Origin of the sequence: Paracoccus angustae, assembly GCF_042648745.1 — a bacterium.
GTDB classification, from domain to species: Bacteria; Pseudomonadota; Alphaproteobacteria; order Rhodobacterales; family Rhodobacteraceae; genus Paracoccus; species Paracoccus angustae.
The window spans coordinates 18,295-32,781 of sequence record NZ_JBHRXY010000017.1 but is presented as its reverse complement, the minus strand read 5'-3'; the positions used below and the strand labels follow the sequence as shown (position 1 = coordinate 32,781).

Sequence of the window (14,487 nt, the reverse complement as noted above, 5' to 3'; positions counted from 1 at the left end):
GCAGATCGCCGGCGGATTTCCAGGTTCCGGGAAACCCGCCCCGGCATGAACCGGATGGACAAACCCGCCCTAACCCCCGTTGGGGAAAAGGACTTCAGGTCGAAAGACCGGACCCTTCCCCGGGCCGCACGATCAGGCAATCCTTGGCCGCATCCACCCGGCAGCCGAATCTTTCGCTCAGGCGGGTCAAGCGCCGGCGGCAATCCTCAAGCTCGTTGCCGCGCGCAAGGCCCGGCAACCTGTCCTGATCCAGAACGACCGGAATGATCCCGACGCCGATTTCCCCCGGACCCTTCAGGTGTATCCGCGCGACATAGCCGAGGGGCGACATCTCGTCCCACATGGCCTTCACCTGATCGGAAGCGTCCAGAAAGACCTGCTGGCCGATGAAGACATTCCCGCTGAACAGGATGGGCTTGCCCTGGTGGAAGGCGATCCCCTGGACCGCGTGCGGGTGATGGCCGTGGATCACGTCGGCCCCCGCCTCGACAAGCGCATGCGCCAGCGGCATCTGGTATTCCGCCGGATCCTCGCCGGATCCGAACCCCCAATGGATCGACACGATCACGTGATCGCATGCCTGCCGAAGATCGGCGACGGCGCGGCAGGCGCGCGCCAAGTCGTCGTCATGCACCCGGGTTCTGACGGTGACAACCGCCGGTTCCCCCGGCTCCTCGATCTGGTAGACGGGATCGATCTCGTAAGACGTGCGGATGCGGATCGGCGAGATTCCGGGCCGCGCCGGGGTCGCGGCCATGCCGCCCGGCAGCAGGCAGGAAAACGCGATCACCCCGATCCGCCTGCCCTTGATCTCGCAGATGGCGCCGCGCATCGCATCCGACAGCGTCGGACCGGCGCCGACGACGCGCAGGCCCTGCGCCTCCAGCAGTTGTCTGGTCTGTTCAAGCGCGGGCCAGCCGTAATCCACCGAATGGTTGTTGGCAAGCGTGACCACGTCCAGGCCCAACTGCCCTAGACCCGAGGCTATTTCAGGCGCGGCCCGGATGTTCAGCAGCTTTTCGATGGGCGCGCCGCGGTCGCTCAGCGGAATCTCGAAATTGCCGATGGCAAGGTCGGCCTGACGCAACACCTCGAACGCTTGCAGCGCGCTTTCAGGAAGCCCGTCCAGTGTCCTGGTGGGGTAGATGTCCGAAACGAGGGCAATGGTGATGGGGTCCATCTTGGTTGTCCGCCTTGATGTCGCGTGGACGCGAATGGAGGTTCCTGCGAATGCGGCCGGGGCGTGCGGCCCCGGCCGGCCGTCATGCGCTTGTCATCGCCCGGCGCCCTTTCCGGCCAAAGCGTTGTAGATCGTGCCGCCGAGAAGCGCGCCGATGATCCAGTTGTAGCCCGTCAGGAACGAGAACCAGGGAACCCAGACCGTCGCGACGGAAAAGATCGCGGCCATCGCGAATGCGCTGACCGCCGCCCGGTTCCAGCCGTTCTGGTAATGATAGCTGCCGCCCTGCATGTCGTAGAGGTCATCGACGTTCAGATGCTCGCGACGGTGGAAGTAATAGTCGACGATCATGATCCCGAAGATCGGGGCCAATGTCGCCCCAAGCGTGTTGACGATGCTGCCGATCCCGAAATTGCTGATGAAGCTTGTCCAGAACCCGCCGATCAGCAGCGCGAACAGCGAGGTGATGATCCCCGCGCGCCGGAAGCTGATCCGTTCCGGCGCCAGGTTGGCGATGCCGTTCACCGCAGGAATGAAGTTCGCGACCAGGTTGATGCCGACCGTGGCGGCGAAAAAGGTGATCGCCGCGACGACGCTCAGCACGACGCTGTCCGTGCGTTCGACGATCTCGGTGGGGTTGATGATTTCTTCCCCGAAGATGACGGCCGCGCCGCCGGTGGTCAGCAGCGCAAGCGCCCCGAACAGCATCATGTTGAAGGGCAGACCGGCCAGATTGCCCCGTTTCATCGCCTGCTTGTCGCGGGCGTAGCGCGAGAAGTCGCTGAAATTGATCATCACCGCGGCGAAATAGGCGACCATCGTGCCGAAGATGGCGAAAAACCCTCTGATCTCGCTCCAGAACGTTCCCTCGGGGTTGGCGAAGATCGTGGCGGTGGCCTCGACGATCCGCCCGTCGGACAAGCGCCACAAGACGACAACAAGGCCGATCATAACGACATAGACAAAGGGTCCGGCGATGTTCAGAAAGGATTCGACCCAATTCATTCCGCGCCAGAAGATCAGGATGTGGAACGCCCAGACGATCAGAAAGGACAACCAGTCGATGCCGGTCATGCCCAGGATCTCGGCGCCGCCGGTTGTGCCGGTGACCGAATGGATCAGCAGGGCAAGCGCCGTCGAGGCGAAATAGACCTGAACGCCGTACCAGAACACGGCAACGGTCGCGCGCACCACCGCCGGCAATTTGGCGCCTTGCGTCCCCAGGCTGGCCCGTGCCAGGACCGGATAGGGGATCCCGTATTTCTCGCCCGGGGCGCCGGAAAAATTCACCAGCCACATGACGAACAGCGACGAGGTGATCAGCGCCGCGAAGGCTGTCCAGCCGCCGACCCCGTAGGACACGAAGATCGAGGCGACAAGCGAATAGCCGAACAGCGATTGCACGTCATTCGCCCAAATGTTGAAGATGGCGAACCATCCCCAGGTCTTTTCCTGCTGGCCGACCGGATTGAGCGTGTTGCCCTCCGGGTCCAGGGTGCCGCAATGAACACCCCCCGCTTCATCAGTCGCAGTCATGTCTTCCTCCCCCCACCAACCCGTGAACCGGGTGGATTGTCGTTAATCGGATAACGGATGTCTTTTGGTCGATCTGCCGGCCCGACCGCGTGACGGTCGGCGGCCCGCCATGGATATGCCTAGCCGAGCGGAAGTTCCGGGAAGGCAGGATGCCGGTTGACATCCTTGTAGAGGAGATACTTGAACCGTCCCGGACCGCCCGCGTAGCAGGCCTGCGGACAGAAGGCCCGCAGCCAGAGGAAATCGCCCTGCTCCACCTCGACCCAGTCCTCGTTCAGGCGGTACACGCCCTTTCCCTCGAGGATGTAAAGCCCGTGTTCCATCACATGGGTTTCAAGAAAGGGAATGCAGGCGCCCGGCTCGAACCACACCGCGTTGACATGCATGTCGTAGCGGATGTCCTCCGTATCGACGAACCGCGTCGATCCCCAAAGCGGCGGCTCGCCGGGCATCACGGTTTCCCCCACCTCGTCCTCGTGGGTGAAGATCGCGGGCGGAGGGTCGATGCCCTCGACCTTGTCGAAGCGTTTGCGGATCCACAGGAAACGGCAGACTTCGGACCCTTCGTTCCGCGCCGTCCAGGTCTGTCCGGCCGGAACAAAGGCAAACGAGCCCGCGACAAGCCTGTGTTGTTCGCCCATGGTGCCGACGTTCATCGAGCCGCCAAGCACGAAGATCGCCGCCTCGATGCGCGGATCGGGTTCGGGCGCGTCGCTGCCGCCGCCCGGCTGCACCTCGACGAAGTACTGCGCGAAGGTTTCCGCGAAGCCCGAAAGCGGCCGGGCGAGGATCCATGCGATCGTCCTGTCCCAATGCGGAAGCCTGCTGGTCACGATATCGGTCAGGACGGAACGCGGAACCACCGCATAGGCCGGGGTGAACACGGCCTTGCTGGACAGGATCCGCGTCTGCTCGGGCAGGCCGCCGACGGTGATGTTCGAGTATATCTTCAAGTTCGCCGCTCCGATGTTGTTGGCGGTCTGTCCGACCGGGGATTGCCCGGCCCCGCGCGATGACGGGGCCGGACACCGTCAGGCCGCGGCCTTCCGGGTGTCCGTGCGCGCGTTCGTCCGGCGCCGGATCAGGCGGCCGTGACCCGGAACGCCGACGATCTCTCCGTTCTTGAAGACGGTCTCGCCGCGCACAAAGGTCTGCTTGACCCGTCCCCGGAACTCTTTTCCGACATAAGGGCTTTCGCGGTAGCGGTAGAACAGGTCATCCGCTTGCAGCGTCCACACCTCATCGGGATCGACCAGCGCGAAATCGGCGTCCGAGCCGGGCAGGATCGCGCCCTTGCGCGGATACAGGCCGAAAATCCGCGCCGGGTTGGACGACATCATCCTGACGAGCAGTTCCCAGGACAGCCCGCGCTCGTGAACGCCCGCGGTGATCATGGCCGGCAGGATCGACTGGATGCCGGTGACCCCGCCCGTTCCCTTCCACACGTCGTTTTCGCCTTCCCGATACCGTTCGGGAAGAAACGGGGAATGGTCCGACGCGACCACATCCACATTTCCCCGCAGAACCCGGTTCCAAAGTTCCTCGACCTGACGGCGGGCGCGGATCGGAGGCGCGGCGCGCAGCCGCGGTCCGACCTCGAGATAGTCGTCCATGTCGAAGAACAGGTAATGGGCGCAGGTCTCGGCATGGACCTTGACGCCTTGCAGGGCGGCCTGCCGGACCGCGTCCACGCCTTCGGCATGGCTGATGTGGCAGATATAGAGTTCGCCGCCGGTGGACTTCGACCAGAAGATCGCGCGGCTGATCGCCTCCAGTTCGGATTCGCAGGGATGCGAGTCGTTCCATGCCGCGCGATCCTTGCGGCCGATGCTCTTGAAGTGGGCTTCCAGCTGCGAAATGACCGTGTCGTTTTCGGCGTGGACGCCGACCATGTTGCCGAAGCCCGGCATCTTTTGCAGACCGGCGTAAAGAAGGTCGTCATTGACCTTCGGATAATCCGCGGCCGTCCGCATGAAGGCCTTGAAGGCCGCGACGCCCTTGTCGTTGAGATCCTCGAGATGTTCGAGATTGTTGTCGATCAGCCCGCCCCAGAAGGCGAAATCGACAACGGCGATATCCTTTACCATGTCGAGCTTTTTTTCATGCGCATCCGCCGTCGCCATTGGCGGAAGATCGTTCAGCGGCATGTCGATCGCGGTTGTCACGCCCCCGGCCGCGGCGGCGCGGGAACCCGTCTCGTAGCCCTCGAACTCGCGGCCGGGATGGCTGAAATGGGCGTGCGCATCAATGATGCCGGGCAAGAGATACTTGCCTTCGGCGTCGACAACGCTGTCGGCGCGGATGTCCTGGCCATCGCCGACGATCTGCGCGATCACGCCGCCTTGGACCGCGACACCGCCGCGAAAGCTGCCGTTCTCTGTCACGATCATGGCATTCTTGATGAACAGATCCATATTCTCTCCTTTTCGTATCGGCCGTTCGCCTTCGGCGTGGGGCCGTGCTGTTTTCCGCTCCGCGCCGGGACCGGAATCTCTGGTTGTGACGGTTCGCGACATGCGCGGCGGCCTGGGCCGGGGCAGTGCGGCGCAAGGCCGCCCGCCCCGGAACGGGGTTCTAGGCGCCGAAGCGGCGGGCGGCGGGCATGTACTTCATCAGCAGGAAATAGCCCAGGCCGGCCGGAAGCAGGCTGGCGTAGAAGCTGATGTTGGAAAAGGTCAGCGCCGTGACCATGCCCAGAAGCGTGGCGATCAGCGCCGCCGGATTGACCCCCCGATAGGATCCGTTCGGGTCATACAGCTTTTCCAGATCCAGCGTCTGGCGGCGGATCACGTAGTAATCCACGACAAGGATGGCGAAGATCGGACCCAGAAAGGCGCTATAGGCGCGGATGAACAGGCTCAGGCCTTCGGCAGAGTCGTCGCGCACCAGAAGCCAGGGGAAGGTGGCGAAGGCCAGCAGGCCGACGATGACCGCCGCCGCCTTGAACGGCAGCCGGAACACGTCCATCATGGCATAGGCCGGCGGAACGACATTGTTGAGAATGTTGGTGGTCACCTGGGCGAATGCAAGAAACAGCAGCGTCACCACCAGCAGAACCTTGTTGTCCACGGCACTTGCGAAAACCTTGATCGGATCCAGCTCTCCTGTGGCGCTTGACACCATCAGGCCGATCAGGCCCATGAACAGCGTTGCCGGCAGGATCGAAAGGACATAGATCGCGACCTGCCGTTTCGTGCCGACCTGATGCTGCAATTCCCGCGAGTAGTCCGAGACGTTCAGCATCATGGTGGAATAAACCCCCAGGAACAGCATGGTGCTGCCCCAGAAGGGCGCGCCCCAGCTGCCTTCCGACTGGATCAGATTGGTGCTGATTTCGGCGCCGTAGCGGTTTATGACACTGACGAACATGTAGATCAGCGATCCGATGATGAAGACCGCGCCGATGTTCTCCAGCCATTTGATGCCGTGAAAGCCCAGCACCGAAAGGCCGATCTGAAGAAACTGGAAGCCGATGAAGAAGGCCCAAAGGTTGGAATAGCCGAACAGCGTCTCGCAAACGAGGTTCAGCGCGCCGGCGCCGATCCAGCTTTGGAAGCCGTACCAGACGATGGCCGGGACCGAACGCACGATGGCGGGAAGGCGTGTGCCCGCGAAACCGAACGAGGACCGCGCCTGCACCATGAACGGGATGCCGTATTTGTGCCCGGCCCGCCCGTTGATCATCAGGGCGATGCCGATCCCGATGCTGCCGATCGTCATCGCGACGAAGCTTTGCAGCAGGTTCAGGGTTCCGACCAAGCCGGACCCCAGAGAGAATGTCCCGATCGAGACGCAGCCCCCCAGCCAGGCGAAAAGATAGGACCATGGGTCCATGATGCGGGCTTCCTGGGGGGCGAGAGTTTCCTGGCCGACCTTCTTTTCAACGGCCGGAGCCGATGACGCCCGGCCGGCAAGATCCGGCAATTCCCCGACGCCCAGCGGCGCCGTCAGTTCCGATTTGGTCATGTTGCGTTCCCTGTCTTGTCGGTTCTGTTGTCTTGCGGGTGTTCCCGCGCCGGCTTCTTCGTCCGGCCACATCGCCTGATTCCAATTATTGTTACCATTGATTGATAACAATCCAAGAATTATTTTGCGCCAAGGCTCGGCGATGGGCGCCTTGTTGCGTCAGGCCGCGGAAGGTGCCAATTGGACAGAATGACAGCAGCTCCCGATACGATCATTGTTGACAGCATCCTGGACGCCATCGCCGACCAGCGGCTGAGGGCCGGAACCAAGCTTGGCGAGCAGGCGCTGTCGGATCTTTTTGATTGCAACCGCGTGCACGCTAGGCGGGCACTGGCGACCCTTACCGCCTGGCAGGTGGTCGAGCATCTGCCCAACCGCGGCGCGTATGTCTCGACCCCGACGGTCGAGGACGCCCGCAACATCTTCCAGGCGCGCCGCGCCATCGAAACGACGATCTGCCGCAATGTCGTCCGCAACGCGACCGACGAGGACATTGCCGCGTTGCGCGCGCATCTGCACGAAGAACATGCCTGCAAGGCAAGTGATCGGTCGGTCGTGATCCGCCTGACGCGCGGCTTTCACCTTCTGCTCGCACGTCTGGGCGGAAATCCGGTCCTGACGCGCTACATGGAGGAGCTGACCATGCGCAGTTCGCTGATCATCGGGCTTTATGGAACAGCGCAATCGGCCTTGTGCAACGATGATGAGCATCGCGAGATCGTCGATGCGATCGAAGCAAGGGATGAAAAGGCCACTCTTGCGGCCTTGGATGAACATCTTCGGGGGATAGAGCACCAGATCAACTTCGATCTGACGGCGCCTCCGACGAACGTCTTGGCTGATGCGCTGAGAGTAAAGGACTGACGGTTCAATTTGAAAATTGCGAGCGCCGCGGTGTTGCCGATCCTAGCCGACGCTCGCATTTCCCGCCTCGAGGGCGGGCTACTGAGTCCAGATGATCGAGGGCGGCGATTTTACGCCATCGCGGGCAGGCACGCGTCAAGCTCCTTCGTTTTCTTGCGAAGGAAGCTGAACACCGCTACGAGGAGCAAGGCGATGGCGCTCAAGGAGGCCGCATCACAATATCCGGAAGGTGTGCCCAATGAGGCGAAGGCGCCACTGGCCCATGACCTGCGCATGACCAGTAAGCTCTCCTACGCCCCCTACTTCCTGACCGTCCAATCCGCCGTCTGCTACGTGCTGGGCATCACCGCCATCGGCCCGAGCCGCACCGATCTGCTGTTCGATCGCTTCGTCTCCGAGGAACGGCATGAGCCCCCGGACACTGATGTCGACTTCGAGCACGAGCGCCGCGAGGAGGTGATCCAGTGGGTCTACGAGACCGACGACCGGGATCGCGCCGCGCTCTGCGCCATGGTGATCCACTACCGCGCCAAGGGCGCGCTGCGCGGCTTCAGCAGGCCATGGGCCTGCCCGAGGATCTGATCGCGCAAATTTCCGGCCAGATCTGGGCCTAGTCCGAGGAAGGTGTCAGCAACGCGCAGATCCGCGAGCTGAACCTCGATCCCTCTGATCGTCGGCACGGGTGATTTCAGCGAGCCGCTCGCGGCACTGCTGGGCCCGAAAGCCAATGGTCTTTCCGCCAAGACGATCACAAGGCTGAAGGCTGACTGGTGGAACAACTATGAGCCGGAAAACTCCGGCATCCGGCGGTCCAAGGCTGGGGAGCGCACAAATCGGCAGACGTTCGTTATGAACGAGGGACCCATGGAGGGCAGGTCAGTGGCTGTGCCAGCCTGGTCAGAAGATGAGGCGGCTTTCTCTGCCGCAATCTCGCGGTTTGACTGCATCACATCATCAGGTTTCTGAATTGGGAAGTCTTTTAAAGACCCTAGCCTGTCAGCCTCCGCTGACCATGGTTCCTCGGCTGGCCTTCCATTTCCCCCGGTCTGAAAGCTTGCTCCAGATCGCCAGTAAGAAAAAAATGCTCACGTACAGAGAGCCGGCTGACAACACTAGGCTTCCCGGGATCGCACCCAGCGTAGCTCGGCCGAGTAGATCGTGTATTCCTGTCACCGGCAGCGGATGCACTGCCAGCTTAGACAGATAAGCACCGAACTGAATAAGCAAAATCCAGAGATAATTGCGCCGGACCCGGCGCCCCAGTGCGGTTAAGAACCCTACGTGGTACTCTGGATGAATATAATCGCTTGCCAACACGATCTGCCAAGGGCGATCGCCCGTCGGCACCTGCCGCGACAGCATTGGTGCATAGAAATTGGTCTCCATCCAGCGCGCCCGCGCCCGCCAGACATTGAAATATCGATACCTGCGCGTCTCCATCACAAGCAGAATTGTGATCAAGACCCCCACCAGCATGAGCGGCACCGCAGAGGCCTCTGGCGAGGCGAAGACGAGCGACAGCGCTACCCCTAAAGTCACGACCGACCAATTAGTGGTGGTGTCGAGCCGCGTTCGCCAGACTGTTGAGCGATATATCTCGCCGCGATAGAGGTGAGCAATCGCCCCTAGTTCCGCCGCCGTGAAGTCGGACGTTTGCGCGTGCGCGGGTCGAAGGGGCGCCTTAGGAAGTTCCATTCGTGTGGAAGCCTGTTGTTAGTCGCATAAAGAAAGGCTGGGGAAGCTGGTCGAGGCCGTCCGGTTGAAAGCAATTGTACGGTGCCGCTCTGGCAAAGCGGCGCCGATGCCGATGGACGAAGGCTTGTCTCAGTCGGCCGCGCCGAGTTCGGGCACTTTCAATGGAATGGTCATCAAGTCTTCTCCAACGATGATCGGACCATCAAAGACTTCTTTCATTTCGCCAAGCATCCGCTCGCGGACGCCGACTGTGTCAAGGTCGGGCTGGAGATGCGTCAGCACCAGCATGCCTACCCCGGCATTGCGGGCAATCTCAGCGTTGTCGAGATGTGACCCCGAAGCCCGCCGATATTCGTCGGTTGGTTCGCGCCCGGACAAGAAGTGATTCATCAGGATCAGCACATCCGCCCCCGCCGCGAAGTCGATCAGCGGCTGGAACACGCCACCTGAATCCCCGGCATAAAGGATCGAGCCGGCTGCGGTTTCGATCCGATAGGACACAGAATTCAGCGGCCCGCCGACATGCCGCGCAGGCCCGATGCGCACCGTCCAGCCGTCGCCCTCCACCACGTCGCCGGCCGTTACTTGACGGCGCTCGAAAGCCGGCGCCGGCCGAGCCCCCATGCCGCCCCGCGTTTTGTAAACGCCAAGAGACGCTTCGCTGGTGCAGCGTGACTCGATGTCCATGGCATAAGCACCGCGCTCGCCGAAGAAGGCGTCCATAACCTGGTTAAGCGGGTCCGGCCCGAAGACCTTCAGCGGAGCACCGTGCGCTGGCCCATGATCCCAGCGGGTAAGCGCAAGCCGCGGAAAGTCGGCAATGTGGTCGTAATGGTAGTGAGTCAGAAAGGTGTGGGTGACGTCGCGCGCCCGGAACCCAGCCTCCAGGAACCTGTGGTGCGACCCCGGCCCATGATCGAAGACAAGCAGATCATCGCCGATCTCGACGGCATATCCTGAACTCTGGCGGCGAAGCGATGGAGCAGGTGTGCCGCTTCCGAGAAGAGTAAATTTCATTTCTGACAGTCCTTTTATTTCGTTGCGGGGATGGGGGACGCAGTGTGTGCGCCCGACCTCCGGTGTTCGACCACAAACGCGATGGCCAGTAATGCGAGTCCGGCAATTCGGATGACGGGACTTGGCCAGGCGAGTAGAGCGGCACAGATCAGCATTGCGGATCGCATGACGATCGGCATCCCTCGCTCGAAGGTAGTCCCACTGATCGCCGCGTTCAGAGCGACGAACATGGCGAGCACTGCGACAAAGGTGAGGCCCCTTTGCGCCACGCTCCCCTCAAGCATCAGAAGCTCGGGCGAGATGATGAACATAACCGGGAGAATGAAGCCCGGCAGCCCGAGGCAGGTGGCCTTGATCGCGGTGCGCATGTAGTCGGCCCCGGCAATCTTGGCGCCGACGAGCGCAGCGAGCGCGACCGGTGGTGTGACCGCCGACATGTTGGCGTAAAAGAACACGTACATGTGGGCGGCGAGCACATCGATGCCGTAATCGACAAGGGCCGGCGCTGCCAAAACCGCGACGATCGAGTATGCCGCCGGAGTCGGCATCCCCAGACCGAACACCAGACAGGAGATCGCGGCCAGCAGCAGCAGCATCCAGGGACCGTCACCAGCGACAGAGAGCATGATGTTGGACAACTTCTGTGCGAAGCCGGTAACGGTCAGCATGTCGACGATGATACCAATCGCCCCGATCACCACGGCAATCTGCGCACCGTTACCGACCCCATCGTAGAGACCGGAGATCACGCGCCGGCAAGTGGCGCGCACGCCCTCCATCGGCGCGTTGCGGTGAATGTAGAGTTGCTTGCCGAATTCAGCGACGACGATGAACGCCGAGGCGATCATGCCCGAATGCGCCGGCGGAATGGCGACGGAGAGGAGGTAGACGAGCAGCACCAGCCCGGCGATCAAGTGCAAGTACTGTTTGACCTCAGCCCCCACACGGAGGGCCGCCGCCGCCTTGCCGTCCCCGGAGATGCCGCGGAGCCCTTGGGCCACAGCCAAGAAGTGAACGGCGACCAACAGGTTGCCGTAGTAGATCAGCGCCGGCATCAGTGCCGCGAACATGATGGTGGGATAGGAGATGCCCGTCATGCCTGCGATCAGGAACGCCGTCAGGCCCATGATCGGCGGCATGAACTGACCGCCGTTCGACGCGACCGCCTCAATCGCGCCCGCCTGCTCTGGCTTGAAACCGTTCTGTTTCATCAGCGGGATGGTGATCGTGCCGGTGCTCGCCACGTTGGCGACGGTGCTGCCGGAGATCATCCCCATCAGCCCGCTGCCGATCACCGCCACTTTCGCCGGCCCGCCGGCGGTCCGCCCGCCGAGGCGGCCCGCCACGGTCAGGATGAAGTCAATGCCGCCGGTCGATTTCAGCAGGCCCGCAAAGATCATGAAGATGAAGATCAGCGAGGCTGATTGCCCGGTCATCGAGCCAAGCAATCCCTGGAAGAACGGGATCGACGTGTACGAGATCAGCCGATCGAAGCTGACGCCGCTGTGGTAGAGCAGATGACTTTCGAACACGTTGCCGAAGCTGGCGTAGAGCAGTGTAAGGACCGCCAGCACCGGGATCGTCCAACCCCAGGTCGAGGCCGTGGCGATCAGCGTAACCACGAGAAGCGCGCTGCCCACCACCATGTCGCCGGCCGACGGACCGAACATCCGCTCGTTCACCAGCGCGTCGAACATCCAGATGACATAGGCGCAGCAGAGCAGCGAGAGGACCGCGAGCGCCACCCCGAGGATCCGCCGGGCCCAACCGTTCTCCAACTGCGCCCGCGTCAGGAACACCACGATCAACGCAAGGCCGAGGTGCAGTGCCTTGAACTGGCCCGAGGGAAGGATCAGCAGCCAGAGCTGCGCGATGTGGCTTGCCGCCATGAACAGCACCGTCGCCAGCAGCAGCCAGGCGATCGGCCGGACCTTCCCGTCCGGGCCGCGGAGGGTATCCTCCGGCAGCCAGCCCGTGAGATTCATTGCAGGTTCCTCCTTGTGAGCATGTCTGACAGTCGCGTCGATGCGGGCGCGCTCACGCGCCAGCGATCAAGAGATCGTCGCGCCAGACGTTTTTTTCCTTATAGTATTGGGCCGCCCCGGCATTCACTGGATGCCCAATGAGAAGCCCGGCGACAGCGTTCTCGAGCGTGACGCCGTGGAGCAAGTTGCCGAACTTGTGCACCTCGTCGACATGATCCAGAATGGCCTTGGTGATGGCGTAGCCGTCTTCGGCGCTCACGCGCGTGTCGGCCCCGAGAATGCCGGAGAACCCTGGCGTCCTGATAGGCCGGTCAAGCGTCGGCCAAGTGTCCGGTGTCAGTTCGGTGCTGAAGATGCCGGCGTTCCGGGCGTTCGCCGCGCGCAGCACCTCCTCGGAGTATTCCAGCGCCCGAACGGGCGCGGCAGCCTCGGCCTTCACGACCTCGCCAATCGGCTCGCCGTTGGTGAAGACGCCGTGCACCGCGTCGATCTGCCCGAGGCCGAACAGGTCGTAAACCTCGCCCCAAGAGCCATAGACCCACTGTATGTCGTCGATGATCCCGGCCGCCTCGAAAAGGATCCGCGCCATGGCCGCCGAGCCGCTGCCTGGCTGCGATGGTGAGTAGCTGCGGCCCCTGAGGTCCTCGATCGTCTGGATGTCCGAGTCAGCCATCACCAGCGGCGGGTTCTCCCACTGAGTATAGCAGAGCAGCTGGTTTGCCTCGATTACGCCCGGAAATGGTTTGTCACCTGCTTTGGCCGCAACCCAGTCCAGCGACGTCGTATGAGCAATGTCGAGTTGATCGCGGTCCATTAGCACGAAGTTTTCCGTCGTGCCCGCAGTGGCTTGCACCGAGCCCTTGAGTTCCGTGTTGCGGTTGGTGACATTCGCAAGCGCCTCCAGGATCACGTAGCCAGATGACCCGATACTGGACGAGCCCCACCGCAGGCTGCCCGCTTGTGCGAAAGCCGCCATTGGCGTCGCTGTCACAAGCCCCATCGCTGCCATTGCGCGCAGAACGTCGCGCCGGTTTCGTTCTTTCCTCCCGAGACCTGATATATTCACGACCATCTCCCTGTAAGAATCGTTGGACTTTCCGCAATTTTCTATGCTGGACAGCGCAATAAATAAGTCATAATTTTGACTTACTCGTCATAAGCTCCATTTATATAGAAACGACTGCGGGGCGCCTATGAAACTGCAGCAACTCCGCTATCTTATCGCGGTGGCCGAGGAGGGCAGTTTGGTTCGCGCGGCAAGACGCGTCGGAGTGGCGCAACCTGCACTAACTCAGCAGCTAAAGGCGCTCGAGGATAGCTTGAAAACGAAGCTCCTGCGCCGGACCACTCGGGGCACCGTCCTTACTCGGGGTGGAGAGGTCATGTTGCAGCACGCCCGTGCCATCCTAGAACAGGTATCCGCAGCCCAAAAAGACGTGCAGGAACAGACCGAAACTGTTTCCGGGCAGGTGTCATTGGTTGTCCCCAACGCTATCGCCGAAACCATCGTGCCTGAGCTGCTTAGACGCGCGATGACCGACTACCCTCAAGTGTCGCTGCGCATTCAATCCAGCGATAGCGTTTCGGTCCGTATCGCTCTTGAGAACGCGCGGGCCGATGTCGGCATTGTGCCTGACAATAGCGCGCTTACCAGCGTCAACGCCAAGCCTCTCTGGAGCGAGAGAATGTATCTGGTGGCGGCGGCCGACGCCGCGCTACCCCAGGCTGGGCCGAATGGCGTGATGCGGTTTCGCGACGCTGCCAGCTACCCCCAAGTAGTGGTAGAGCGATCCAACCCGCTTCGGCGCAAGCTCGACGATATAGCCGAGGAAATCGGTGCCACACTCAACATTTTCGCTGAATCAAACTCGCTGCTGATGATTCGCAGCTATGTAGAGAGTGGAATTGCAAACGCCATCCTTCCACGCAGCACCTTTTCAGACAAACTGACACTTGGCGCGGTTCAAGCGCATCGTATCGTAGAGCCGGAGATTGTTCAGAGCTACATCGTTGCTTGGCCAAAGACGCGACCCCTTACCCGGGCAGGAGAGGCCATTGTGCAAATCCTCGTTTCCGTGGCGACCAGATGGGAGGAGCCCCGCAATTCCTGAAAGGATTGGTGGAATAACTTGTTTGGCACGCTTGCAATCCACGCTGATATAAAATGCCGTGGCCAGGCTCGTCCGCAGAATCGCCTGCTCCTCTTCGACTAGCCGTCTTGCTTCAGCACCGGATCGAGGCTGT

12 protein-coding genes are annotated in these 14,487 nt (G+C 61.9%); 3 read left to right on the top strand and 9 right to left on the bottom strand.

Annotation, left to right across the window (positions count from 1 at the left end; genetic code table 11):
• Window positions 1-94: 94 nt before the first annotated feature.
• From ACFOM8_RS16135 to ACFOM8_RS16115, 5 genes are all read right to left on the bottom strand, one after another.
• On the bottom strand, window positions 95-1,180 hold the full coding sequence (locus tag ACFOM8_RS16135; protein ID WP_377763055.1) for a CapA family protein: 1,086 nt from the start codon (window positions 1,178-1,180) through the stop codon (window positions 95-97).
• A 93-nt stretch (window positions 1,181-1,273) separates the two neighbouring features.
• Window positions 1,274-2,716, bottom strand: coding sequence for an NCS1 family nucleobase:cation symporter-1 (locus ACFOM8_RS16130; protein WP_377763054.1), 1,443 nt, complete (start codon window positions 2,714-2,716; stop codon window positions 1,274-1,276).
• A 119-nt stretch (window positions 2,717-2,835) separates the two neighbouring features.
• On the bottom strand, window positions 2,836-3,669 hold the full coding sequence (locus tag ACFOM8_RS16125; RefSeq protein ID WP_377763053.1) for a bifunctional allantoicase/(S)-ureidoglycine aminohydrolase: 834 nt from the start codon (window positions 3,667-3,669) through the stop codon (window positions 2,836-2,838).
• Between the two features lie 78 nt (window positions 3,670-3,747).
• Window positions 3,748-5,130, bottom strand: coding sequence for an allantoinase AllB (gene allB / locus ACFOM8_RS16120; protein WP_377763051.1), 1,383 nt, complete (start codon window positions 5,128-5,130; stop codon window positions 3,748-3,750).
• Window positions 5,131-5,290: 160 nt separating this feature from the next.
• On the bottom strand, window positions 5,291-6,682 hold the full coding sequence (locus tag ACFOM8_RS16115) for an NCS1 family transporter (RefSeq protein ID WP_377763049.1): 1,392 nt from the start codon (window positions 6,680-6,682) through the stop codon (window positions 5,291-5,293).
• 189 nt (window positions 6,683-6,871) lie between these two features.
• On the opposite strand from ACFOM8_RS16115, the gene ACFOM8_RS16110 reads away from it, so the two are divergent.
• Both ACFOM8_RS16110 and ACFOM8_RS16105 read left to right on the top strand, forming a co-directional pair.
• Window positions 6,872-7,546 carry a GntR family transcriptional regulator gene (locus ACFOM8_RS16110; protein ID WP_377763048.1) on the top strand — a complete coding sequence of 225 codons (675 nt, stop codon included), beginning with the start codon at window positions 6,872-6,874 and terminating at the stop codon, window positions 7,544-7,546.
• Between the two features lie 192 nt (window positions 7,547-7,738).
• A complete protein-coding gene (locus ACFOM8_RS16105; protein WP_377763046.1) occupies window positions 7,739-8,128 on the top strand; it encodes a hypothetical protein in 390 nt (129 codons plus the stop codon).
• Window positions 8,129-8,542: 414 nt separating this feature from the next.
• Here the strand turns inward: ACFOM8_RS16105 and ACFOM8_RS16100 are convergent, their stop codons facing one another.
• The 4 genes from ACFOM8_RS16100 to ACFOM8_RS16085 all read right to left on the bottom strand — a co-directional run bounded on the left by ACFOM8_RS16100 (window position 8,543) and on the right by ACFOM8_RS16085 (window position 13,252).
• Complete coding sequence (locus ACFOM8_RS16100; RefSeq protein ID WP_377763045.1) at window positions 8,543-9,241, bottom strand: DUF2270 domain-containing protein; 699 nt, start codon at window positions 9,239-9,241, stop codon at window positions 8,543-8,545.
• Between the two features lie 129 nt (window positions 9,242-9,370).
• The gene (locus ACFOM8_RS16095; RefSeq protein WP_377763043.1) at window positions 9,371-10,258 is read right to left on the bottom strand and encodes an MBL fold metallo-hydrolase; all 888 of its coding nucleotides are present in this window, start codon (window positions 10,256-10,258) and stop codon (window positions 9,371-9,373) included.
• 14 nt (window positions 10,259-10,272) lie between these two features.
• Window positions 10,273-12,243 (bottom strand): TRAP transporter permease, encoded by a 1,971-nt coding sequence (locus ACFOM8_RS16090; RefSeq protein WP_377763042.1) that lies wholly within the window; start codon window positions 12,241-12,243, stop codon window positions 10,273-10,275.
• A gap of 52 nt (window positions 12,244-12,295) precedes the next feature.
• Complete coding sequence (locus ACFOM8_RS16085; protein ID WP_377763041.1) at window positions 12,296-13,252, bottom strand: TAXI family TRAP transporter solute-binding subunit; 957 nt, start codon at window positions 13,250-13,252, stop codon at window positions 12,296-12,298.
• A gap of 184 nt (window positions 13,253-13,436) precedes the next feature.
• Between ACFOM8_RS16085 and ACFOM8_RS16080 the strand changes: the two genes are divergently transcribed.
• Window positions 13,437-14,354: a LysR family transcriptional regulator gene (locus ACFOM8_RS16080; protein ID WP_377763039.1), complete on the top strand. Its 918-nt coding sequence runs from the start codon at window positions 13,437-13,439 to the stop codon at window positions 14,352-14,354.
• Window positions 14,355-14,487: the final 133 nt, after the last annotated feature.